Annotated in this window: 25 protein-coding genes; 8 read left to right on the top strand and 17 right to left on the bottom strand. The window is 37.5% G+C overall.

Annotated features, from left to right (window positions below; genetic code table 11):
- Window positions 1-355: 355 nt before the first annotated feature.
- The gene (locus SFC47_RS22685; protein ID WP_411256835.1) at window positions 356-1,330 is read right to left on the bottom strand and encodes an acyltransferase family protein; all 975 of its coding nucleotides are present in this window, start codon (window positions 1,328-1,330) and stop codon (window positions 356-358) included.
- 270 nt (window positions 1,331-1,600) lie between these two features.
- On the opposite strand from SFC47_RS22685, the gene SFC47_RS22680 reads away from it, so the two are divergent.
- Window positions 1,601-2,578 carry an NAD(P)H-dependent flavin oxidoreductase gene (locus SFC47_RS22680; RefSeq protein ID WP_411256834.1) on the top strand — a complete coding sequence of 326 codons (978 nt, stop codon included), beginning with the start codon at window positions 1,601-1,603 and terminating at the stop codon, window positions 2,576-2,578.
- Window positions 2,579-2,634: 56 nt separating this feature from the next.
- Here SFC47_RS22680 and SFC47_RS22675 read toward each other — a convergent pair whose 3' ends face one another.
- Window positions 2,635-3,120 carry a nitroreductase family protein gene (locus SFC47_RS22675; RefSeq protein ID WP_411256833.1) on the bottom strand — a complete coding sequence of 162 codons (486 nt, stop codon included), beginning with the start codon at window positions 3,118-3,120 and terminating at the stop codon, window positions 2,635-2,637.
- Between the two features lie 149 nt (window positions 3,121-3,269).
- Here SFC47_RS22675 and SFC47_RS22670 point away from each other — a divergent pair, with 149 nt between their 5' ends.
- Window positions 3,270-3,608, top strand: a complete 339-nt coding sequence (locus tag SFC47_RS22670) for a hypothetical protein (RefSeq protein WP_411256832.1) — start codon at window positions 3,270-3,272, stop codon at window positions 3,606-3,608.
- Window positions 3,609-3,643: 35 nt separating this feature from the next.
- On the opposite strand, the gene SFC47_RS22665 is transcribed toward SFC47_RS22670, so the two are convergent.
- The gene (locus SFC47_RS22665; protein WP_411256831.1) at window positions 3,644-4,372 is read right to left on the bottom strand and encodes a M50 family metallopeptidase; all 729 of its coding nucleotides are present in this window, start codon (window positions 4,370-4,372) and stop codon (window positions 3,644-3,646) included.
- Window positions 4,373-4,569: 197 nt separating this feature from the next.
- On the opposite strand from SFC47_RS22665, the gene SFC47_RS22660 reads away from it, so the two are divergent.
- Both SFC47_RS22660 and SFC47_RS22655 read left to right on the top strand, forming a co-directional pair.
- Window positions 4,570-5,694 (top strand): ABC transporter ATP-binding protein, encoded by a 1,125-nt coding sequence (locus SFC47_RS22660; RefSeq protein WP_411256830.1) that lies wholly within the window; start codon window positions 4,570-4,572, stop codon window positions 5,692-5,694.
- Complete coding sequence (locus SFC47_RS22655; protein WP_411256828.1) at window positions 5,694-7,247, top strand: ABC transporter permease/substrate-binding protein; 1,554 nt, start codon at window positions 5,694-5,696, stop codon at window positions 7,245-7,247. The genes SFC47_RS22660 and SFC47_RS22655 overlap by 1 nt, the downstream gene beginning before the upstream one ends.
- 33 nt (window positions 7,248-7,280) lie before the next feature.
- On the opposite strand, the gene SFC47_RS22650 is transcribed toward SFC47_RS22655, so the two are convergent.
- Complete coding sequence (locus tag SFC47_RS22650; RefSeq protein ID WP_411256826.1) at window positions 7,281-7,898, bottom strand: GntR family transcriptional regulator; 618 nt, start codon at window positions 7,896-7,898, stop codon at window positions 7,281-7,283.
- Between the two features lie 173 nt (window positions 7,899-8,071).
- Between SFC47_RS22650 and SFC47_RS22645 the strand changes: the two genes are divergently transcribed.
- Entirely contained in the window at window positions 8,072-8,668 is a 597-nt protein-coding gene (locus tag SFC47_RS22645) for a DUF2238 domain-containing protein (protein WP_411256824.1), read from the top strand.
- A 67-nt stretch (window positions 8,669-8,735) separates the two neighbouring features.
- Here the strand turns inward: SFC47_RS22645 and SFC47_RS22640 are convergent, their stop codons facing one another.
- The 10 genes from SFC47_RS22640 to SFC47_RS22595 all read right to left on the bottom strand — a co-directional run bounded on the left by SFC47_RS22640 (window position 8,736) and on the right by SFC47_RS22595 (window position 18,327).
- Window positions 8,736-10,097, bottom strand: a complete 1,362-nt coding sequence (locus tag SFC47_RS22640; RefSeq protein ID WP_411256822.1) for an aspartate kinase — start codon at window positions 10,095-10,097, stop codon at window positions 8,736-8,738.
- 142 nt (window positions 10,098-10,239) lie between these two features.
- A complete protein-coding gene (locus SFC47_RS22635) occupies window positions 10,240-10,857 on the bottom strand; it encodes an NUDIX hydrolase (RefSeq protein WP_411256821.1) in 618 nt (205 codons plus the stop codon).
- Between the two features lie 134 nt (window positions 10,858-10,991).
- Complete coding sequence (locus SFC47_RS22630) at window positions 10,992-12,149, bottom strand: homogentisate 1,2-dioxygenase (protein WP_411256820.1); 1,158 nt, start codon at window positions 12,147-12,149, stop codon at window positions 10,992-10,994.
- Between the two features lie 14 nt (window positions 12,150-12,163).
- Entirely contained in the window at window positions 12,164-13,087 is a 924-nt protein-coding gene (locus SFC47_RS22625; RefSeq protein ID WP_411256819.1) for a fumarylacetoacetate hydrolase family protein, read from the bottom strand.
- A 15-nt stretch (window positions 13,088-13,102) separates the two neighbouring features.
- On the bottom strand, window positions 13,103-13,711 hold the full coding sequence (locus SFC47_RS22620) for a flavin reductase family protein (protein ID WP_411256818.1): 609 nt from the start codon (window positions 13,709-13,711) through the stop codon (window positions 13,103-13,105).
- Between the two features lie 73 nt (window positions 13,712-13,784).
- Window positions 13,785-14,900, bottom strand: a complete 1,116-nt coding sequence (gene hppD, locus SFC47_RS22615) for a 4-hydroxyphenylpyruvate dioxygenase (protein ID WP_411256817.1) — start codon at window positions 14,898-14,900, stop codon at window positions 13,785-13,787.
- Window positions 14,901-15,070: 170 nt separating this feature from the next.
- Window positions 15,071-15,865 (bottom strand): ABC transporter ATP-binding protein, encoded by a 795-nt coding sequence (locus tag SFC47_RS22610; RefSeq protein ID WP_411256816.1) that lies wholly within the window; start codon window positions 15,863-15,865, stop codon window positions 15,071-15,073.
- Complete coding sequence (locus SFC47_RS22605) at window positions 15,840-16,871, bottom strand: ABC transporter permease (RefSeq protein WP_411256814.1); 1,032 nt, start codon at window positions 16,869-16,871, stop codon at window positions 15,840-15,842. The genes SFC47_RS22610 and SFC47_RS22605 overlap by 26 nt, the downstream gene beginning before the upstream one ends.
- A gap of 108 nt (window positions 16,872-16,979) precedes the next feature.
- Entirely contained in the window at window positions 16,980-17,975 is a 996-nt protein-coding gene (locus SFC47_RS22600) for an ABC transporter substrate-binding protein (protein WP_411256812.1), read from the bottom strand.
- Between the two features lie 217 nt (window positions 17,976-18,192).
- A complete protein-coding gene (locus tag SFC47_RS22595; protein ID WP_411256810.1) occupies window positions 18,193-18,327 on the bottom strand; it encodes a hypothetical protein in 135 nt (44 codons plus the stop codon).
- Window positions 18,328-18,551: 224 nt separating this feature from the next.
- Between SFC47_RS22595 and SFC47_RS22590 the strand changes: the two genes are divergently transcribed.
- The 3 genes from SFC47_RS22590 to SFC47_RS22580 all read left to right on the top strand — a co-directional run bounded on the left by SFC47_RS22590 (window position 18,552) and on the right by SFC47_RS22580 (window position 20,888).
- Complete coding sequence (locus tag SFC47_RS22590) at window positions 18,552-19,100, top strand: cupredoxin domain-containing protein (protein ID WP_411256809.1); 549 nt, start codon at window positions 18,552-18,554, stop codon at window positions 19,098-19,100.
- Entirely contained in the window at window positions 19,090-20,556 is a 1,467-nt protein-coding gene (locus tag SFC47_RS22585; protein ID WP_411256807.1) for a cbb3-type cytochrome c oxidase subunit I, read from the top strand. Before SFC47_RS22590 ends, SFC47_RS22585 begins: the two co-directional genes overlap by 11 nt.
- A 68-nt stretch (window positions 20,557-20,624) precedes the next feature.
- Complete coding sequence (locus SFC47_RS22580; protein ID WP_411256806.1) at window positions 20,625-20,888, top strand: hypothetical protein; 264 nt, start codon at window positions 20,625-20,627, stop codon at window positions 20,886-20,888.
- 45 nt (window positions 20,889-20,933) lie between these two features.
- On the opposite strand, the gene mnhG is transcribed toward SFC47_RS22580, so the two are convergent.
- From mnhG to SFC47_RS22565, 3 genes are read right to left on the bottom strand one after another with little or no spacing between them, the layout of a single operon-like run.
- Window positions 20,934-21,302 carry a monovalent cation/H(+) antiporter subunit G gene (gene mnhG, locus SFC47_RS22575; protein WP_411256805.1) on the bottom strand — a complete coding sequence of 123 codons (369 nt, stop codon included), beginning with the start codon at window positions 21,300-21,302 and terminating at the stop codon, window positions 20,934-20,936.
- On the bottom strand, window positions 21,286-21,570 hold the full coding sequence (locus SFC47_RS22570; protein ID WP_411256804.1) for a Na(+)/H(+) antiporter subunit F1: 285 nt from the start codon (window positions 21,568-21,570) through the stop codon (window positions 21,286-21,288). The genes mnhG and SFC47_RS22570 overlap by 17 nt, the downstream gene beginning before the upstream one ends.
- A complete protein-coding gene (locus SFC47_RS22565; RefSeq protein ID WP_411256803.1) occupies window positions 21,570-22,046 on the bottom strand; it encodes a Na+/H+ antiporter subunit E in 477 nt (158 codons plus the stop codon). Before SFC47_RS22565 ends, SFC47_RS22570 begins: the two co-directional genes overlap by 1 nt.
- Window positions 22,047-22,050 lie beyond the last annotated feature (4 nt).

Genomic DNA, 22,050 nt, shown 5'->3' with positions numbered 1-22,050 from the left:
GAAACTCGCCATTGGCGAGTTTCTTTTATTGATTAATTTTGAGGTTGATAGAATACCAAGTAAAAGTGGTTGATAGAATACCAAGCAAGAGTAGAATAAGCGGAGCTTTTCCGTTTAAATAAAAAATGGTGCTCGTTTCGGTGTAAATAAGGGGAGTTTTTCCGCTTATGCAGTGAAAAATCTCTCATTTTCATGATTTTCAATGCAATAGGCGGAAATCCTTCGTCTATTTAAGCCTTTTTTATTTATAAATACAAAATAGGCGGAATTTCTCCGCCTATTCATCAGCTTAGGTGCTGCCCCAATCCACTTACCGATAAACTAGATGAGGGAATTAGTAACAACCTTCCTGCTTTTATATTTTCAATTCAACAAGCGGCCGTGTATATTTTTTGATCATATAACTTCCAAGCACTATACAAACAATGAAGGAAAATACAATTAAAAATAGATAATTTTCAGAGATAGCATTTGGTAAAATATATTGAATGGACTTAATAATAAACCCATGGAATAAATAAACATAAAGTGTTCTTTCACCTATTTTTGTTATTCGGTATTGATTCGATGGGATTAATGGCAAGAAGCTGAACACAACAATTAAAGTTAATACATACTGCAATGCTCGAAGCAATCCATCCGTCAGCTGCATTCCTCCCATGTTCTCAAACGATGTGTCCCCCAACAGCCATGGAACAGCATTTTCAGGAAAACTTAATCCGAAGAATAAAAACGTAGTGGTGATAATGACTACGCCAGTTGGAATCGCATACTTTGCCCCGATGATTCGTTTTAAATGGTCCCCATTTAATAAGAAGCCTAACAAAAAATATGGAAAGAAAACAAACGTCCGAGAGATACTTAAAAAACTTCCTGCATTTTCAACATAGCCAATCGCTATGCCCACTATTACCGCAACCAACAAACCGGTCCATTTGAACCTCGCAAATACATACAGCAGTAAATTCCAAAAGAATAAACTTAGTAAAAACCACAATGACCAATGGGGCTGGAACAGATCAAATTCAAGTGTTTTTTCCTTCCCCACTAAAAAATAAACCACTGAATAGATAATCTGAAAAATAAAATAGGGAATCAAAATCTTTTGAACTGATTTTAGTAAATACCCTTTTTTCCTATAACCTTTGGCAAAATACCCGGAAATGAGAATAAAAGCTGGCATATGAAATAAAAAAATAACACTATATAAAGTAAATAAAACCTTATCTTGATCTTTATAAGGGCTAATCATATGTCCAAACACAACAAGAAAAATTAATATAAATTTTGCATTATCGAAATACTTACTTCTATTTGTAGTCGAAGCCATCCTATCCCTCCAAAACAAAAAGATATTGTAGTAAAATATTAATGTTTTGTATTTACACTATTTTACCTTAGTAATGTTACAGAGGGATTGTATATAAGTTACGTTCTGTGTCGCTGAAATTACAATTTCAAAATAATAATCGCAATGTCCTATGTAGATTGAACTATTGGCATTAATTCTATAACCAACTTTTAGGACCTGATGATAAAAATCACATACACTATAAAAAATCCGTGATAGTATTCAGTTTAAGTTATACAATCTTAAACAATGAAACGGGGTTATAAATTGAATTTTCCACAATTAAAAATTGCACATATCACGCCGAAGGTTCCAGTATTTCAAGGAGGAATGGGTGTTGGTATTTCATTAAGCAAACTGGCATCTGCTGTTGCTAATGCTGGTGGAGTTGGAATTATCTCGGGTACTGGTATTACAACGGATGAATTGCGTGAGCATATTAGAAGAGCAAAAAGTCTTGTAAAAGATGCCGGATATATTGGCGTCAATGTCTTGTTTGCAATGAATGATTTTGCAGAAAAAATGAAGGCTGCTCTTGAAGAGAAAGTGGATTTTATTATTTCTGGTGCAGGTATTTCTAGGGATATGTATGCTTGGGGAAGACAGGCTGGCATACCCGTTATTTCTATTGTTTCTTCAGCCAAATTAGCAAGAATTTCAGAAAGGCTCGGGGCTGCAGCGGTAGTGGTTGAAGGCTTTGAAGCTGGCGGACATCTTGGAACAGACAGACCTGTGTTTGATATACTGCCAGAGGTAGTGGAAGCAGTGTCAATTCCCGTCCTAGCTGCTGGCGGGATTATGACGGGTGAGGATATCGCCAAAGCCCTATCAATGGGGGCATCTGGGGTTCAAATGGGAACAAGATTTGTAGCAAGTGAAGAATGTGACGCCCCACTCGCATTTAAACAGAAATATGTTGAGGCCAAAAAAGAAGATACATTGTTAGTCAAAACCACTGTCGGTTTACATGGCAGAGTAATTTCAAATAACTTTTCTAAATTAATCAGCGGTACTGACAAGTTAAAAATTGCCAAATGCCATGATTGTTTAAAAAATTGTTCTTATCGCTTTTGCACGCTCGATTCCTTACTCGTTTCTGTTTCAGGGGACGTGGAAAATGGTCTGGTTTTCGCAGGTGCCAGAGTAGATGAAATTAAGGAAATTCTCCCGGTCCAGCAAATCATGGACAATCTGAAAACGGAATATCAAAATGCTATGCAACAATAAATTAACCTAAAAAAAAAAGAGACAACCGCCTATTTTTAAAGGTTGTCTCTGCTTACTTAAGGTAAACTTTTTATTTTATTCATGATGGAGGTTCTTGGTTTAGCTTCTGGAATAATTTCAGGATAACCAATGCCCAATACACCAACAAGATCATAATCTTTAGGAACTTCTAATATTTCCTGGTTCTTTGCAGTGATACCAATCGAAGACCAAAATGTTCCTACCCCTTCTGCCCAGGCTGCTAAATTAAAGTTTTGAATAAAACAAGCTGTCGCCAATGCGTTTTCCTCTTTTTCAACCGCTGAGGCGCCATGTTTAGATACTACCGCAATAAGAAAAGGCGCATTTCCAAAATTCGTCTTATGGTTTAGTTTTGCCCTCGTATCAGAACCGATGAAATATACTTCCCATGGTTGTGTCATTCGATGATTTGGTGCCATTTTTGCAGCTTCTAACCATTTGTATATCAAATCAATCTGAACAGCATCGGATTTGAACTTTTTAATATTACGACGGCTTTTAATGACATCAAGAATATCCAATGTATCCCCTCCTAATCTAATCGGAAAATCCACAATAATCTATCATATGTTCCATTTTGTATAAATATTAATACCCCTTAAAGATTCCGAGTTTTATCACTCACTAATTCCATTTACCTGAATAATATGTAGGCGAGGAGGCGGATATAATGAATAATTATCACTATGGACCAATTGGCAATCCAGGCTATCATGGTCAAGAAATCAATGATTACCGAAATATTATGAATACTTGTCAGCGATATATGAATTATCATGTGGTTGGTCAAATGAATGATGGTACCCAAATGAATGGTATTCTGCAGGACATGGATGATGAAGGAGTTACAATGCTTGTTCCTGAAGATGTAGATGACGACTCCGATGACATGAGATTCGGGGGCTATGGCGGATACGGCAGACGCAGATTTCGCCGTTTTAGAAGACGCCGCTTTCCATATAGTGTGTTTGTATTTCCATTTTTCTTTCCGTTCCCATATTACTATTAATGTAGAAGAAGCTCGCCATTCCGGCGAGCTTCTTATTAGTATTCTTTTGTTCCTTCTATTTGATAATTTGGCTGTATTTCTTCTGCTCCAATACTGAACAAACCTTTCCTGAATCCAAGAATAATGAAAAAGAGTGCCTGTACAAAGAATAATATCCCCCATCCTTGTGGAGGTATAAATGTTGTTAATTGGGATAAGTTTGTTGCATCCCCGGCAGCATGCGGTTGCATTAAACTTATGATGAAAATATCATATCCCGTACTTACAGATTCTACTAAAATGATAGAGGCAATTAATAATACAAGGTTATGAATAACCTTTTGGCTCCCTTTAATAAGCAGCGCTAGAAAAATAACACCAAAGGATGCCAGCCAGAATAAACCGAAGGGATTTCGAACCCATAAGATGAAATTGATTACGATTAAAGCTAATAGCATATCAATTAAAAGTGTATGCCTTTTCTTTTTGATTAACCAAAATGATATATATGCTACAAATGATGAAAACAAGTAGCCTGCTGCACAGGTGATAAAGTCAATAATCCACATTGATTTTGTACCATGTGTTACTCCATCACCATTCATATACAATGAAATGGATTCAACATTTCCCCCAAATAGAGCGATAAACGCATGGCCTGATTCATGAATTACCGTATTAATCAATCTAATATAATCACCTATTATCGGTATGTTTATTAAAACGAATGCCAACCCTAAGAAGAGGAAAAATTTAATACTTAGCTTTTCTTTTAAATATTCCAATCTAATTTCCCCTCTCTACTATTCTTCCTTTTGATTATCATCTTAACATTTTTCTTTATATTCTGAAAATTATTTACTCTATAAACGACTTACTATTAATTGACAAAAAGCCATTGAATTCGACAAACCAACAACCTACATGTTATATTTAAGTTGTTGATATTCACTGTAGTAATTATTTTTTAGGAGGAATGAATTTGATAGAGTTTAAAGATATAGTAAAAAAATATAGAAATAAAACGATCATTAAGCCTTTCTCTATTGATATCGAGGCAGGTCAATTAGTTGTTTTTATCGGCCCGAGCGGCTGCGGTAAAACGACTTTACTAAAAATGATTAATAAGTTAATTCAGCCGTCAGCAGGAAAAATACTTGTAAACGGTAAGGATATTTCCGACATAGATGCCATTGAGCTAAGAAGAAATATTGGCTATGTCATTCAAAATACTGGTCTCTTCCCTCACATGTCAATCAGAGAAAATTTAGAACTTATCCCTAAATTAAAAGGTGAAGACACAGAGAAAATTTCTAAGAAAACAGAAGAACTTCTCCATGTAGTCGGATTAAATCCCCGTGAATTCTTAGATCGTTTTCCAAAGGAATTAAGCGGCGGACAGCAGCAAAGAGTCGGGGTTGCAAGAGCCTTTTCAACAGATTCAGATATTATTTTAATGGACGAGCCCTTCAGTGCCTTGGATCCAGTTACAAGAAACTCGCTGCAGGATGAACTTGTTCAAATGCAAAAAGAACTAAACAAAACGATTATTTTTGTCACCCATGATATGGACGAAGCCATAAAAATTGCCGATAAAATTTGTATATTAAAAGACGGCAATATTCTCCAGTATGACACCCCTGAAAATATTCTCAAGAACCCAGCCAATGAATTTGTCGAAGGTTTTATCGGAAAACGACGTGTTTGGAATAACCCAGAATTATTAATGGCAGAGGATATTATGATTCCTAACCCTGTAAAGATTACTACAAAGCGGACTGTATTACAGGCTATTGAGATAATGAAGTCTAATAAGGTCGACAGCTTATTGGTAACCGACAAAAATAATATTCTAATAGGATTGGTGACTTTAAAAGGAATTCAACTATTAAATCGGAATTCAGAGATTGATAGTGTTATGGAAAAAAATGTACTAGCTGTTTCTGAAGATCATAACTTAATTTCCATTTTGGCAACAATGAATGAACATAAAATTGGGTATGTCCCTGTCATCAATCATTCTAAACAGTTAACGGGGCTTATTACGAGAAGCAGTATTTTATCGGCATTGAGCAGCCAACTAATTGATTTGGAGGTGGCCTTTTAATGGGTGATTTTTATAACTATTTAAATACAAACTATGAACAGATTATTAATTTGTTAGGTCAACATATTTATTTGAGTATTATTTCCGTGCTCGCTGCGGTTATTATTGGGATACCATTAGGAATTTTGATTTCCCGGCAGCCAAAGCTGTCAAAGCCGATTATTGGAACGACAAACGTCATACAGGCAATACCAAGTTTGGCTTTACTCGGTTTCTTAATTCCCTTCATTGGAATTGGCAGTGCACCTGCCATTGTAATGGTTGTCCTTTATTCCCTTCTTCCAATTGTAAAGAATACCTATACAGGATTAACAAATATTGATCCTGACATTCTGGAAGCCGCCAAAGGTATCGGTCTGACCAAGAGCCAAACAATGAAAAAGGTTCAGCTGCCGTTAGCTTTTCCGATGATTATGGCGGGTATCAGAATTTCTGCGGTAACAGCAGTCGGATTGATGACAATCGCAGCATTCGTTGGTGCAGGAGGACTTGGTTATCTTGTATTTTCTGGTGTGCAAACCGTTGACAATTACATGATTCTTGCAGGTGCAATTCCTGCCTGTATCCTAGCCCTCTTAATCGACTATATTGTCGGTAAACTTGAAACATCATTTTCCTACAGTAATAAACAAAAATCAGCATCTAAAACCAGTAAAAAAGTAAAGCGTTTTGTAATCGCCTTTACTAGTGTATTCGTAATAGCTGCTGGTGCCTTTACTGTATATTCAAAGGCAAATGCCGCAGATAAAATTGTCGTTGGTTCAAAGAATTTCACTGAACAACTGATTCTAGGGAATATGCTGGCTGATATTATTGAAAGTAAGACGGATATCGAAGTAGAAAGAAAAATGAACCTAGGCGGATCACAAGTTGCCTTTAGTGCGATAAAAACTGGTAATGTTGATATGTATGTCGAATATACAGGGACTGGACTTGTCAATATTCTCAATCAGAGCCCAGAGAGTGATCCTGATAAAGTTTATAACTATGTAAAAAAGGAATTCAAGGAGAAGTTTAATATCGACATGTTAAAACCGCTTGGATTCAATAACACTTATGCCTTAGCTGTACGTCAAGATACCGCTGGTCAATATAATTTAAACACCATATCCGATCTTGCAAAAGTAAGTGAAGGGATGATTATGGGTCCGACAATTGAATTTCCAAATCGGGAAGATGGGTTAATCGGTCTTTCCAAGACCTATAATTTGAAATTTAAAGATGTAAATGCCATAGATGGAGGATTACGCTATACTGCGATTGATAATCATAAAAGTGATGTCATCGATGCCTTTTCTACTGATGGATTAATTGAGGAATTTGGATTAAAGGTATTAGAAGATGATAAAAACTTCTTCCCTCCATATTATGCTGTGCCAATTGTCAAAGAAGAGACATTAAAAGAGCATCCTGAACTTAAAGAAGTACTAAATTCACTTGCCGGAATATTAACAGATGACAAAATGCGCAAGTTAAATTACAAAGTTGACAGTCTGAAGGAATCACCAGCAAAAGTAGCAAAAGAGTTTTTAATAGAGGAAGGTTTAATTTAATAATAGAAGAAAGCCGGTGCATGCCGGCTTTTTTTAGTCTTCCATAAAATGAACCACTCTCTCATAGGTTTCATCATCACCAATAATGAGAAGAACGTCTCCTTCTAGAATCAATGCGTATGGTCCTGGAGATATGATCAATTCTCCCTTTCTCTTCATCCCAATTACTGTCCCTCCTGTGTTTTGCCAAAATTTCACTTCAGAAATCGTCTTACCAATATGTACACAACCAGGAATAACCTCTACCTCAATAGGCGCTAACGGATTGGTATGCCGCAGTTTTGTCGAATAATCCATAATTTTTCTAACAGTCTCCGAAAGCTGCTCATCGATTTTGTCTCTCTCCATAAAGAGGCTATTTATTTCTTTTTCAAGGTCCTTGATACTCGCTAAATTCGAAAAACGATGAATATATTTATAGGCATTCTCCCTAGAAGAAATAACAATCCCGCTGCCTTTTGTTGAATGAACAATTTCCACATCTTCTAATATTTTTATCGCTCTTCTTACAGTTTCAGGAGAAACTTTATACTCACTAGCCAATGTTGATCTTCCGTGAATCCTTTCCCCTACTTTGAATTTACCATCGTAAATTCGATTCGCTAAATCAATCGCAATCCGTTCATAAGTTGGTATTTGTGCCCTTTGCATATATTCCTCCACGAAACTAAGTGAATTTTACTTTATTCATTCACTATACTCTAAAAAAACGGTTGATGCGAATTCGATTTGACGAACGAAAATCAAATTTTGAAGTTTTTGGGTGAGATTGAGTTATCGCGGGCATAATCATAGTAAAGTGTATTCTACCTGAGGTGAAAATAATGAATCGTAAGCTTGTACTGTTGCTCAGTCTTGTCTATGTAGCTTTTATGGCCTATTTATTTTTTCATTATCGGTCTACTGAGGAATCTTTTAAATCGACTGTTGCCATCGGCGGTATGGTTTGCGGGGCTGTTCCACTCCTCTTAGCCCTATTTACAAAGCTCCATTTTAATTTGCCTATTGTTATTTCCTATTTACTTTTCTTGGTCGGTTCACAATATTTCGGATCCATTAAAGGCTGGTACGGTCTTGGCTGGTGGGACACGTTCATGCATTTTCTAAGCGGCGCTATTCTTGCGTTTGCTGGAATCGCTTTATATGAAAGATTGGTTCATCGAGATGCAGAAGTGGAAATCTCTCCTTGGATTATCTTCCTTTTCACCTTATCCTTTGCTGCATTTGGCGGCGTCTTATGGGAAATATATGAATTTAGCTCTGACCAATTATTAAATATGACGTTACAAGGCGGAGGAAATGACGATACCATGATAGATTTAATCTCAGATACTGGCGGCGGGCTGATCATTGCACTTTGGGCTGGATTCAGGACGAAGATAAAGGTAAAGAACAAACAGGAATATCCTCAATTAACATAAAAAATGCTTCTTGCAGATTGAATAAAAAAGCAGTCTAAAAAAGTGAATTTTAGACTGCTTTCTCAACTTATACAGGTACAGCGGCAAAAAACTCGTCGTAAAGTGCTTGAACGGCTCTTTTTTCGTCGACTTCTTTTACACCAAACATCATACTTACTTCAGAGGAGCCTTGGTTAATCATTTCAATATTAACCTCAGCATTAGCTAACGCTTTAGATGCTCGAGCCATAGTTCCGACATTCCGGCGCATTCCCTCTCCTACGACCATAATCAGCGACAGACTGTGCTCAATTTTCACCTCATCAGAGTGTAACTCAGACTCGATTCTCCAGGCAATTTCATTTTCCATATCGGGATCAAGCTGCGCTTCTCTTAATATAACTGATACATCATCAATTCCAGATGGAGTGTGTTCATAGGAAAGCCCATATTCTTCTAAAATACTTAAAAGCCTGCGTCCAAAACCAATTTCTCTATTCATTAAGTATTTGCTGACGTAAATGCTGCAGAACCCTTTATCACTCGCAATCCCTACAACAGGTCCATTCGTATTATCACGCGAATAAACAATTCTTGTCCCAGGAGCACTTGGATTGTTCGTATTTTTTATTTGAACCGGGATCCCTGCACGGAAAGCAGGCACTAGTGCTTCGTCATGCAAAACTGAAAATCCAGCATAAGATAACTCCCGCATTTCTCGGTACGTTAACTCTTTAATTTCTTTAGGACTATCAACAAGGTTTGGATTAACTGAAAATACTGCATCTACATCCGTAAAATTTTCATATAAAGTTGCTTTAATACCATTGGCTAAAATGGAACCTGTAATATCGGAGCCGCTACGGGAAAAAGTAAATACTTCGCCGCTTTTACTATAGCCAAAAAATCCTGGGAATATAATGATTCCCGGAACTTCACGAAGTGCAAATAAATTCTCATAAGACTCATGTAAAACCTGTGCATTTCCAGGCTCATCACTTACAAAAAGTCCTGCTTTTCCTGGGTTCACATATGTAGCCTCTACACCTTGTTCTCTAAAGTAAGCAGCCACTAATTTAGCGTGATTATCCTCTCCGCTTGCTTTTACTAAATCCATAAACCGATCCGGCTTACTTCTGTCTCCATTTAGTCTCTCTGATAAATCGTGATGAATTTCACTAATTATATCATTCGGGAGAGCTAACTCTGCTGCAATGGAGGAATATCTTGACATAACGGCATTAAACTTATCCTGTGGGTTATTCTCTTGCAGACATTGTTCAGCACACTCTATCAACAAGTCCGTTACCTTCTCATCCTCAGGAAATCTCTTTCCTGGAGCAGACACAACCACGACTTTCCGCTCAGGATCAGACATGACAATCTGAAAAACCTTTTCGATTTGTTTTCCTGACGCTAATGAGGATCCTCCAAACTTTACAACCTTCATCACAACATCACCTATCCCAAAAAAGTATAATCTTAATTTTACTGCTATTCAGAAAATAATCAAGTGTTTTTTTCTCCCTTAAAAAGACATTTGTATTTCTAGGGAGGACAATATAAAAAAACAGTGAATTATTTGGAATAATTCACCGTTTCATTATTTCGATAAAGTGTGAAAGGATTTTAGCCGTAAGTCCCCAAATAACCTTCTCCTCATATAGGTAAAAGTACTCATCTAATGACCTTGTCCGCCAATTATAATTCTCACCGCCCACAATTAAATCAAAAGGAAAGTTTTCTTCAGGCTCCACCTTGAAATTAATATGATATATGTCTGGAGCATTTTCAATAAAATAGGTTAACGGTACCGTGAAAATCTCTCCTACTTCTGCAGGATTGGGCTGGATTTTTTCAGGGCTTTCAATCATCCCTGCGTAGGGATATATCATCATACCAAAAGGGGTTATCATGAAATCAAGTGGAAATACCTCGGATATATTTTCACTGCTTATGCCTAATTCCTCCATTGTTTCACGGATTGCGGCACTTTTTTCATCCATATCCTGAGGGTCAATCCTCCCTCCAGGGAAACAAATTTCTCCAGGCTGTCTTCTAAGCTGCAAGGAACGAATCTCAAACAGGACATGTATTTCATCCCCTATTTGAATGAGCGGCACCATAACCGCATATTTAGAAAATTTCTCGCCTCCTAAGATGTCAGGTGTATGGTTTTTTAATTTCAGTCGAACAGATTCAAAGTTCATGATTTTCACCTCCAATTGTAGTGTCTTTATTTAATACTATCACGTACTAACAAATAAATGCTTATCTTATGATTATTCCTCATGAAAAAACAACCCAATATTCTATAATTGGATTGTTCCGAATAATTTACTCCTTATTTTTCCACCCAAGAAAACATATAATCTGGATCCTCAATCTCACTTGCCTTCTTAACTACTTTAAGCGGGTGAAAGGTATCAATCATTACAGCAAGTTCAAGAGTTTCTTTCTTCCCAATACTCGCTTCTGTCTTTCCAGGATGAGGACCATGCGGAATACCACTTGGATGCAGCGTAATCGACTCAAGTTGTACCCCTTTGCGGCTCATGAAATTACCTTTTACATAATAAAGTAATTCATCACTATTCACATTACTATGGTAATAAGGAGCAGGTATTGCTTCAGGATGGTAGTCAAACAACCTAGGCACAAAGGAACATACAACAAAGTTATTTCCCTCAAAGGTTTGATGAACAGGCGGCGGCTGGTGGATTCTACCCGTGATCGGTTCAAAATCTTCTACATTAAAAGCCCATGGGTACAAGTATCCATCCCAGCCAACAACATCAAGCGGATGATGTCCCAATATGTGAGAATGAAGGAATCCCCGCGATTTCGTAATAACCTCAAACTCTCCCTTTTGATCATAGGACTCTAGTTTCTCCGGACCTCGAAAATCACGTTCGCAAAATGGACTATGCTCGAGCATTTGTCCATATTCATTTCGATATCTTCTAGGTGTTGTGATCTGACTAAAAGATTCTATAAACAACAGTTTTGTTTCTTCCTGCTTATTTGGAATCATTCGATAAATGGTTCCAATTGGTATTAATAGATAATCGCCAGGCCTGTAAGAAATTGTTCCAAACATTGTTTCAAGCTTGCCCGATCCGTAGTGAACAAACAGCATTTCATCTCCGTCACCATTGCGGTAATAGCTCTTCATAGGCTCATTCACCGAAGCCGTACCAATTAATAAATCCTGATTTCCTAGTATATACTCCCGTGCTGAAAGAGCATCTCCTTTTCTAGCAGTTTTATTTGTTAGAAAAAGGCGGTGCTTTAAAGAACCCTGCTCCTCATATTCTGGCAAATAACTGCTGACAAACTCCGACCTTAGTACTTCTGTTGGCATATAATGATGGTACAGTATTGATTGTGTCCCCGAGAAACCTCTTGTACCCATTACTTGTTCACGATAAAGACTGCCATCGTCCTTTTTAAACATGGTATGGCGTTTATGAGGAATCCTTCCCATTTGCCGGTAATACATACATTCACCTCGTTTCAATCATTTACAATTGAATTCTTTAACACACCAAGTTTATCAATCTCCAATTCAACCACGTCATCGGGCTCAAGCCAGCGATGTACCTCCGTACCCAGTTCAAGGATACACCCTGTCCCAACTGTACCAGAACCTAGCATTTCTCCTGGATAGAGCGTAACCCCAGCAGATGCCCTCTCAATCATTTCTCCGAATGAATAATAAATATCCTTCATATTCCCTTCAGAAAGAAGGATTCCATTAACCTTGGCTTTCATAGATAGGTCAAAGCCTTTACCTGCTCTCAGGTTCTCTAGCTCATCCTTGGTGATAATCCAAGGTCCAATAGAAGTACCAAAATCCTTTCCCTTTGCTGGACCTAATCCTACCTTCATTTCTTGTCTTTGGAGGTCCCGCGCACTCCAGTCATTAAGGATACAATAACCAAAAATATAATCCTCCGCTTCATCAGACTTGATATTTCTTCCCTCTTTCCCAATGATACAGGCAACCTCAAGCTCATAATCAAGCCAATTACATTCAATAGGCTTTTCGATTTGGTCTTCTGGTCCTTTTATCGCCAGGTGGTTAGAGAAATAAAAAACGGGTATCTCGTACCACTCCGGAATCATTTTCAGGCCTCTATTCTCTCTTGCAGATTTCACATGCTGTTCAAAAGCATAAAAATCACGAAAACTTTTTGGTGCAGGAAGCGGCGCTGCCAGCCTAACCTCATCCAATGGATAGACTCCTTTATTTCCTAAAGTAAGTGATAAGAGCTTTTCTGCTTCTTTTAAATTTTTTCCATTATGCTCAATAAAATCTATTAGGTTTTCCGGCAGAATCCCGTTCGTTGCTTCCGATATATCTACAACTAGGGCAGATTCTATCAATAATCCGGCCCGTAAAGTTTCATCTCTTTTCTTAAAGGTTACGAATCTCATAAAAGTCACCTTTTTCTATTTCCTAATAATATCAAACGTTTTCCCTAATGGATTGGTATAAGTATGACCTGCCATTCTGCCAATAGGCTGAAGTTTTTCTGTATCAATCCGTCCTTTATGAACTAAACTATCCTCGACATGAATATTCAAAACCTTACCAATTACAAGACTGCCAGCACCTGCCTGGTCACCAAAATCCAACACCTGATAAAGCTCGCATTCTAAATGCACGAGAGATTCTTTTATACGCGGCACCTTCACGCTAACACTAGGCTCTTTTGTTAATCCTGTTACTTGCAGTTCATCTATTTCAGGAGCAAATTCCACTGCGCAATCATTCATCTGCTTCGCCATGCTTTCGCTGACGATGTTGATCACAAATTGCTTTGTATTTTCAATATTTACAAGTGTATCCTTCTTTGCTCCATCACTTCCCCTTCTCATCGGTGAAAAACAGATCAGCATTGGGTCAGCGCATATCGCGGTAAAGAAACTAAAGGGTGCAGCATTGGCAATTCCGTTTTCATCTATGGTTGACACAAAGGCAATCGGACGAGGCAGTATCGAACCAATTAGCAGTTTATAGGCGTCTCTCCATTCAAGCGTGTCTGGTGACACTTCCATGAAACCTACACCTCTTTTCTATTAAACTTTTTAAAAGGGAGAAGTCCCCTCTCCCTTTTATCCTATTCTTTATTTATAAATTTCCTCTACGAGCCTGTTCTCTTTCGATTGATTCAAATAACGCTTTGAAGTTGCCTTCACCAAAACCTCTCGCACCCTTACGCTGGATTATTTCCACAAATAACGTAGGTCTATCGACTATCGGCTTAGTGAAAATCTGAAGCAGATAGCCCTCATCATCGCGGTCGACTAGAATATTTAATTCACGAAGCTTCTCTATTTCTTCATCAATTTTGCCAATGCGCTGTCCTAAATCCTCGTAATACGTACTTGGTGTATTTAAAAATTCAACCCCATTTTTTTTCAGAGTAGCAACAGTCGAAACAATATCCTCTGTTAGTATCGCAAGATGTTGGACACCAGGACCATTATAGAATTCTAAATACTCTTGAATCTGTGATTTGCGTTTCCCTTCTGCTGGTTCATTAATCGGGAACTTAATTCTGCCGCCATTATGCATGACCTTCGACATTAACGCAGAATACTCGGTTGTAATATCTTTATCTGTGAAATGTTTCATCTCTACAAATCCCATTACCTTGGCATAATATTCAACCCATTCTTCCATTCGTTCAACGTTACCTACAACATGGTCAATACCAATTAATCCAGCATCTTCTATTGGAAGGTAGACGGAATAGGGATCAAAACCCGGCATAAAAACACCTTGATAATTCTTGCGTTCTACTAACGTATGGATGGTGTCTCCATATGTACCGAGAACGGCCTTTTTAATAGTTCCCTTTTCATCCTTCAACTCAAATGGAGGAATAAGAGCAATCCCACCACGCTCAACAGCAGCGTTATAAGCCATATCAACATCATCTACTAAGAGGGCAACATCCTTAACTCCGTCACCATGCTTTTTTACAAACTGAGCTACTCTGGTATCTTCTTTATAAGAACCAGTGAGAACAAGACGAATATTTCTTTGCTGAAGAACATAAGAAATGGTTTCACGATTACCCGTTTCAAGACCGGAATAGGCTACTGGTTTAAATCCAAAGGCCGTACTGAAAAAGTGGCAGGCTTGCTTTGCATTCGCGGTGTAAATTTCGATATAGTCCACATCCCGTACAGGGAAAAAATCGTTAGCAAGTTCACTGGCTTTTAATCGTTTATCCTTCATTTATATTCCTCCTATTATCTTTTAATTAATAATATTCAGAATATATATTAAGTGATACTAACGTGTCCCATCAAGAGCGGCCGGTAAAGCAATAACGCTTTTTAGCAGTAAAGGTTCGTACAGAAATAAAAAAGAAACAGTCCTTTAAAAGGTCTGTTTCTCAATAATTTTTAGGACAAAACTGCACGGTCACTATGCATTTGTACGCCGCGAATTCTTTTAAATTCCTCTAATAATCCTTCAATGGTTAAATTTTTCTTATGTTCCGCATCTACTTCCAAAATGATTTGGCCTTTATCCATCATAATCAGCCGATTACCAAGATCAATTGCTTGCTGCATATTATGGGTAACCATTAAGGTAGTAAGCTGATACTTTGCAACAATTTCACGTGTTAAGTTGGTTATTAATTCAGCCCTTGATGGATCAAGCGCTGCAGTATGTTCATCCAGCAGTAAAATGGATGGTTCCGTAAATGTTGCCATTAATAATGACAGTGCCTGGCGTTCCCCGCCTGACAATAATCCAACCTTGGCACTTAGTCGATTTTCTAAGCCTAAATGCAAGGATTCCAATACCTCTCGAAAATAATCACGTCTTTTTTTTGTGACTCCTCTTCTTAAGGTTCTTGTTTTATTTCGCGAATAGGCCATCGCCAGATTTTCTTCTATCGTCATACTCGGAGCTGTTCCAGCCATTGGATCCTGGAAAACCCGGCCAATCATTTTTGAACGTTTATATTCTGACATCGTGGTTACATTCTTACCGGCGATCTGGATATCACCAATATCAGGTATCAACACACCTGAAATTATATTCATTAACGTTGATTTACCAGCACCATTACTGCCAATAACCGTTACAAAATCACCTGGATTCAACGTTAAATTAACATGATCGATGGCAATTTTTTCGTCAGGAGTACCTTCATTAAATATTTTATGAATCTGATTTAATTGCAGCATGGTTTTCACCCTTTCGCTCAGCCGATGCTTGTAAAATGTTCAGCTTTTCTTGTCTTCTTTTGGCTTTACGCTTTTTCTCTTTAGAGTGTTCCAATAATTTAGGTGCAGTTAAGGCAATGATAACAATTAGTGCGGTGATAACCTTCATATCACCCGGATCTAGGAACTCGACTCTTAACGCAAGAGTAACAACAATACGGTAGATGATGGCTCCTCCAATAACTGCAAGTGTCGCCCTTGCAATCGACTTGGTACCAAACAAGGCTTCACCAATGATTACAGAAGCTAAACCAATAACAATCATACCAATTCCCATACCCACATCTGCAAAACCGCCTTGCTGGGCAATTAGAGCACCTGAAAAAGCCACAAGTGCATTTGATAATCCAAGTCCCAAAATGGTAAGGAGATTTGTATTTGCTGAGAAACTGCGAATCATCTGTTTATTGTTACCTGTCGCTCTTACAGCAAGACCAATTTCAGTTTGTAAAAATAAATCCGTAAGCCATTTAATGACAAACGTAACGATAATCATAAAAATTAAAATTCCCCATGTACCTGGAAGACTATCTCCCAGACCTATCATCGTTAGAAGACTATTGAAGAAGGAATCTATCCCCAGTCCTTCAAAAAACGTTTCAATTTTTGTAAAAGATGTTTCTGTGTTTAAAAGTGGAATATTTGATCTTCCCATGATTCTAAGATTAATAGAATAAAGAGCAATCATCATTAAGATACCCGACAGTAAATTATTAATTTTCCCAAAAGTATGAAGCAGCCCGGTCATGCATCCTGCTGCAAATCCTGCAAATAACGCTAATATAGTCGCTAAAAACGGATTAACACCACCAGCTATTAACACCGCAGATAGTGCTGCACCTGTAACAAAACTCCCATCTACCGTTAAATCCGGAAAATCCAGAATACGAAAGGAAAGATAGACGCCCAGTGCCATAATCGCGTAGATGATACCTGCTTCAAATGATCCAAATATGGCTGTAAACATTGAGATCATCCTTTCTTTAAGCTTTGGTTTCCATTTATTGAAACCTTATTCAGTAGTCAAGGAGTCAACCAGATTGGCGGCTGACTCCTTATTTTTCATTAACCTTTATTATTCACCTTCGTAAAACTCGCCAAGGTCTTTCCATTCTTCTTTTACCTCAAGCCCCTGCGCCTTGGCAGCTTCTTTGTTAATCATCAGCGTTAAACTGCTTGGTAATTCGACTGGTATTTCAGAAGCCTTTTTATTCCCGCTCAATATTTCAGCAGCCATTAAACCAGATTGATATCCAAGATCAAAGTAGTCAAATCCACTCGCGGCCACTGCACCTTTCTTCATTGAATCAAGTTCCCCCACAAACAATGGAATCTTTTTGCTGTTTGCAACAGAAATAACTGACTCAAGAGCAGAAACAACTGTATTATCTGTAGGAATATAGATTGCGTCAACGCGGCCAACTAATGATTCAGCAGCCTGTTTAACTTCAGCAGAGGTAGACACAGAAACTTCTACAAGCTTAGCACCTTTTCCTTCAGCTAGTTTCTTCACTTCTTCTACTTGAACTACAGAGTTTTGTTCACCAGAATTATAGATGACACCAATTTCCTTGGCTTTTACCTCATCGGTAATAAAATTAATTGTTTTAGCCGTTCCTTCTGGATGATTATCTGTAGTACCGGTAATATTATCACCAGGCTGGTCAAATGCTTTGACTAGTCCTGCACCAACTGGATCTGTAACAGACGTGAAGATAATTGGAATTTCCTTCGTTGCATTCAATGCAGCTGTAGCGCTTGGCGTTGCATTAGCAAAAATTAAATCTACTTTATCTCCAACAAAGTTGTCTGCGATTGTTTGAACGTTATTCATATCCGCTTGTGCATTTTGCTCATCATACTCTACTTTAATGCCTTTCTCTTCTAATGCCTTTTTAAACCCTTCTGTTGCAGCATCTAAAGACGGATGAACCGCAAATTGGCTAATTCCAACTTTAAGGACCTTTTCCCCTTCTTTTTCCGTTCCACTTGTCGATTCCTTACTACCGCACCCAGCAAGCATCATCATCCCAGCTAAAGCGAAGGAAATTGCTTTTACACGCTTTTTCATTCTTCATCCCCCTAAACCTCATTTTTTAATTTTCTAAAAATTTATTATATTATAAAAGTTATTCTAGTATTTTTATACCCTAAAAGTCAATAGAATTACCTAAAATTATTTTTCTGCTTTAAAGCGACAAATTTCTTAAGACCTTTTACTTATATTTTTCTCCATAAAAAAGAAGCTCCCAAGTATTCGAGAGCTTCTTTAACATTATCTATTTATTTTATCTGGACCATTCTTGTGTACGAGCTAATAATAGATCAATTTCAATCTTTTTTAATTTACTTGTGATTTTCTCAGATGTTAGATTGGCCGTAGACTCTAGTAACTTATCAATATCAATCATAGTTGTTTTCATATCTAACCTCCACAGTTTATTTAACAAAGTATTCGAACCCTATTGGACATTTGCGGGGGTCAAAAAAAAGATAGCCATAAAGACCTAGAACTAAGCAGTGGTTGTCCGTGGGGGTATGATATAATTCACTATTTATTCACAATTTGTAGATTAAAATGTTATTTGAAATTAAACATGTGGTTGGGGGACCACTTGTTTATTTAATTTAACTAGGGGGGATAGATATGTACCAATCAATCGCCTGGTACGTAACATTATTTCTCGTTTTCCTGCTTGCTTTAGCCTTTGCTTTTGTTTACGGGGAATCGAGAAGATTAAGAGAATATGGACACATACAAGAAAAAGGCTACAAAATTCGTAAGTTTTATTTTCTCGGGCTGCTTGCACTAATGGGGTTTGCATCAGCTATGTCACTTAGCAAGCTTCCATACCATAATCAACATGCTGCCGCTAAAGAACATGCAAAGGTTGTAGAGGTGTCCGGACTGCAATATGCTTGGGAATTCAGTGATGAGGACTTTACCGTCGGGGAAGAAATTCAATTTCAGGTAACCAGTAAAGATGTAACCCACGGATTCGGTATTTATAACCCTGAACTAGAATTAATTGCTCAAACCCAAGCGATGCCAGAATACACGAATACACTCACAATTACGTTTGACAAACCAGGTACATATAAAATTCTATGCTTGGAATATTGTAGTGTTGGACATCATGTGATGATGAAAGAAATTATTGTTAAACCAAAGGGAGGAAATAACCATGGACACTAAAGTTCGTATGATTTCCAATAAAGGTGTTGCTTTAGCATTAATGGTTACCTCTGTTGTTTTAGTATTAATGATGATTTTTGGCGTCATGATGTTACTAAATCAGGGAAATGTAATAAAGATATCACCACAATTTTTCTATAAAATTATGACTATACATGGAACAGGGATGATTGGAATTGCGGCTTTAGGAGGCAGTGCCGTTATGTGGTACTTCCTTTCAAAACATATTTTCCTAAATTCAAAAGTGTTTTACACTAATCTAGGACTGTCTTTAATTGGCGTTGTCATGATTCTTACTGCTATTTTTGGTTTTAATTTCTCAGATGGCTGGACCTTCCTTTTCCCGCTTCCTGCATATTCAGCAAATCTATATGGTAAACTGGGTGCGCTTCTTTTCTTATTTGGGATGCTGGCATTGGGTATTGGATATTTAGTCATGTACTTTTACTTAGCTGGCAGATTAACAAAGGAATATGGCGGATTGCATAAGACTCTTGGCTGGGATTATATATTCGGGGGAAAAAAGGGTTATGGTCCTCCTGCTGCTGCAGTAGCGGCAACAATGGTCATTATCACGAATTCAATTGCCATCCTTTGCGGTGCTTATGTTCTTGTTGCTTCCATTTTAAATATTATTAATCCTGCTATCACTATTGATCCAATGCTTGCTAAGCATTTAACCTATGCATTTGGACACATTTTTGCAAATTGTACTATTTATATGGCCGTTATCGCTGTATATGAAATTCTATCAAAGTATACGGGTCGTCCATGGAAATCAAACAAGGCTTTTCTAATTGCCTGGAATTGTTCTACACTCTTTACATTAATGATTTACACACACCACCTGCTGATGGATTTTGCTGTACCTAAATGGATGTTAATTGTTGGTCAAGTCTTTTCCTATGCAAATGGTCTTCCTGTAATGGTGGTCACAGCATATGGTGCCTTAATGATTGTTTTTCGGTCAGCCATTAAATGGGATTTCGCATCAAGCATGATGTTTTTGGCGATGTTTGGCTGGGTTGCCGGTGCAGTCCCTGCAATTATTGACTCGACCATTGTCGTCAATCATGTTATGCACAACACAAAATGGGTGCCAGGGCATTTCCACACGTATATGGGGATGGGCGTCATTGCGATGATTTTCGGTTTTATGTATTATTTTAATAATACCGAAGGAACTCAAAAACAAAATAGTTATGATAAATTTGCAATCTTCACCTATTTTATTTTCTTTACCGGGTTAGCAGGTTCATTTCTATATGCAGGAAAAATCAGTGCACCGCGCAGATGGGCCGAGCATTTACCACAATGGATTGCATCGGACCAAGCAGGAGCTCTTTGCGGAATCTTTATTATTGGTGCTGCTATTATCTTTACCATTCGCTTTATTGTTGGAATAAAAGCTACTGGGAGAAAAACAACAGCTAAAACGCTAAAAAACGCATCCTAAATCGGGCCAGGACGTTTTTATTATAACCAATTTGTACAAACTAATCCTAATGGAGGTGTTTGTACAGCATGAAAATGAAGATTGCGGTAAGTTTATCAATCTTTTCAATATTATTAGCATGCTCTTGGTTCCTGCAGCTGAAGCTGCAAAATCATCGGACTTCTGAAGTAACAAACACGCAATCACATATTAATAATATGAATGCAGTTCCGATGAATAATGATTACAATGTCATAAATGCAAATAGAAACACCGGTTTACCTGATTTGCAATGGAATTTTTTTGAACCCTTCAAACCAAGGGAATATGTCCGGATTATTAATACTAACTAAACAGAAAAAAGTGTTCCAAGCTATAATTGGAACACTTTTTTGTTATTACTCTTCAGCAGGCTTAGCTGCTGCTTTTTTATTATAAACTTTTAAGTCATCTCTAACACTTTTATCCCAAAGGGCTGTTCCTGAATTATAGGCTGCCCTGTTAATTAAATGACCAGAAATAGGGGAAGTCATAAATAGGAAGATAATACCTAAGATTAGTCTTGTATTAAAATGTCCTTCTAATTCATAAAAGTATAAAAAAGTTCCTAATAGAATCGACATTACCCCTAATGTAGCTGCTTTCGAGGCGGCATGGTTTCTCGTATAAACATCAGGGAGTCTAATCACCCCAATAGTAGCAATCAGGCAAAACAATGATCCGACCAAGATAAAAAATCCAATGAGAAAATCAATGATTACGCTCACGCTCGATAATAACCCCCTTTTCTAAATACTTAGCAAACGCCACAGTCCCGATAAAGGCAAGAATACCAATTAACAGGATGATTTCGAGAAAAGCATGAGAGTTTAAAACAATTGAAATCAACGCAGTAATAGCTACAAGATTCACACCAATGGCATCTAATGCGATAACCCGGTCAGCAACGCTCGGTCCTTTTATAACCCGATAGATCAATCCAAGCATCGAAATCGAGCAGAATAACAAAGCTAATCGAATAATAATCTCAATCATTACCTGCTCACCTCCAATATTGCCTTTTCAAAGGAATTCTTAATACTGTTAATCTCATCTTCTACCTCCCCAATATTCATCGCATGAATAAAAAGGGTTTTATTGTCCTCGGAAACATCAATGACTAATGTACCCGGTGTCAAGGTAATTAAACTTGATAGAAGTGTAATTTGCCAATCCTTTGTTAGCGCTGTGTCCATCGCAAAAATTGCCGGTCTCATATCTAATTTAGGTTTTAATACCACTTTGACAATTGCTATGTTGGACAAGATAAGTTCTCTAATAAAAATAAAGATCAGCTTTAGGAAGGACCATAATCTAAATAGATAAAATCGGCTCCCAAATGAACGTCTAAGTACAAATATAATTAGGAGTCCAAAGATATAGCCTTTTAGAAAACTAATGGGATCATAGGAAACCTTAATAAACATCCATAAAAAGGCTAGCACCACATTCAATAAAATTTGAAATGCCAAATCT

Origin of the sequence: Neobacillus niacini (assembly GCF_046591715.1) — a bacterium.
GTDB classification, from domain to species: Bacteria; Bacillota; Bacilli; order Bacillales; family Cytobacillaceae; genus Neobacillus; species Neobacillus niacini_L.
Note: the sequence above shows the minus strand (reverse complement) of the source record. Positions and strands in the feature narration are given on the sequence as shown.

Excerpts from the sequence above, each read along its gene's own strand:
- SFC47_RS22685 (WP_411256835.1), bottom strand. The coding sequence starts at position 1,330 with ATGGCTTCGACTACAAATAGAAGTAAGTATTTCGATAATGCAAAATTT.
- SFC47_RS22680 (WP_411256834.1), top strand. The coding sequence starts at position 1,601 with ATGAAACGGGGTTATAAATTGAATTTTCCACAATTAAAAATTGCACAT.
- SFC47_RS22670 (WP_411256832.1), top strand. The coding sequence starts at position 3,270 with ATGAATAATTATCACTATGGACCAATTGGCAATCCAGGCTATCATGGT.
- SFC47_RS22655 (WP_411256828.1), top strand. The coding sequence starts at position 5,694 with ATGGGTGATTTTTATAACTATTTAAATACAAACTATGAACAGATTATT.
- SFC47_RS22650 (WP_411256826.1), bottom strand. The coding sequence starts at position 7,898 with ATGCAAAGGGCACAAATACCAACTTATGAACGGATTGCGATTGATTTA.
- SFC47_RS22645 (WP_411256824.1), top strand. The coding sequence starts at position 8,072 with ATGAATCGTAAGCTTGTACTGTTGCTCAGTCTTGTCTATGTAGCTTTT.
- SFC47_RS22640 (WP_411256822.1), bottom strand. The coding sequence starts at position 10,097 with ATGAAGGTTGTAAAGTTTGGAGGATCCTCATTAGCGTCAGGAAAACAA.
- SFC47_RS22635 (WP_411256821.1), bottom strand. The coding sequence starts at position 10,857 with ATGAACTTTGAATCTGTTCGACTGAAATTAAAAAACCATACACCTGAC.
- SFC47_RS22630 (WP_411256820.1), bottom strand. The coding sequence starts at position 12,149 with ATGTATTACCGGCAAATGGGAAGGATTCCTCATAAACGCCATACCATG.
- SFC47_RS22625 (WP_411256819.1), bottom strand. The coding sequence starts at position 13,087 with ATGAGATTCGTAACCTTTAAGAAAAGAGATGAAACTTTACGGGCCGGA.
- SFC47_RS22620 (WP_411256818.1), bottom strand. The coding sequence starts at position 13,711 with ATGGAAGTGTCACCAGACACGCTTGAATGGAGAGACGCCTATAAACTG.
- hppD (WP_411256817.1), bottom strand. The coding sequence starts at position 14,900 with ATGAAGGATAAACGATTAAAAGCCAGTGAACTTGCTAACGATTTTTTC.
- SFC47_RS22610 (WP_411256816.1), bottom strand. The coding sequence starts at position 15,865 with ATGCTGCAATTAAATCAGATTCATAAAATATTTAATGAAGGTACTCCT.
- SFC47_RS22605 (WP_411256814.1), bottom strand. The coding sequence starts at position 16,871 with ATGTTTACAGCCATATTTGGATCATTTGAAGCAGGTATCATCTACGCG.
- SFC47_RS22600 (WP_411256812.1), bottom strand. The coding sequence starts at position 17,975 with ATGAAAAAGCGTGTAAAAGCAATTTCCTTCGCTTTAGCTGGGATGATG.
- SFC47_RS22595 (WP_411256810.1), bottom strand. The coding sequence starts at position 18,327 with ATGAAAACAACTATGATTGATATTGATAAGTTACTAGAGTCTACGGCC.
- SFC47_RS22590 (WP_411256809.1), top strand. The coding sequence starts at position 18,552 with ATGTACCAATCAATCGCCTGGTACGTAACATTATTTCTCGTTTTCCTG.
- SFC47_RS22585 (WP_411256807.1), top strand. The coding sequence starts at position 19,090 with ATGGACACTAAAGTTCGTATGATTTCCAATAAAGGTGTTGCTTTAGCA.
- SFC47_RS22580 (WP_411256806.1), top strand. The coding sequence starts at position 20,625 with ATGAAAATGAAGATTGCGGTAAGTTTATCAATCTTTTCAATATTATTA.
- SFC47_RS22570 (WP_411256804.1), bottom strand. The coding sequence starts at position 21,570 with ATGATTGAGATTATTATTCGATTAGCTTTGTTATTCTGCTCGATTTCG.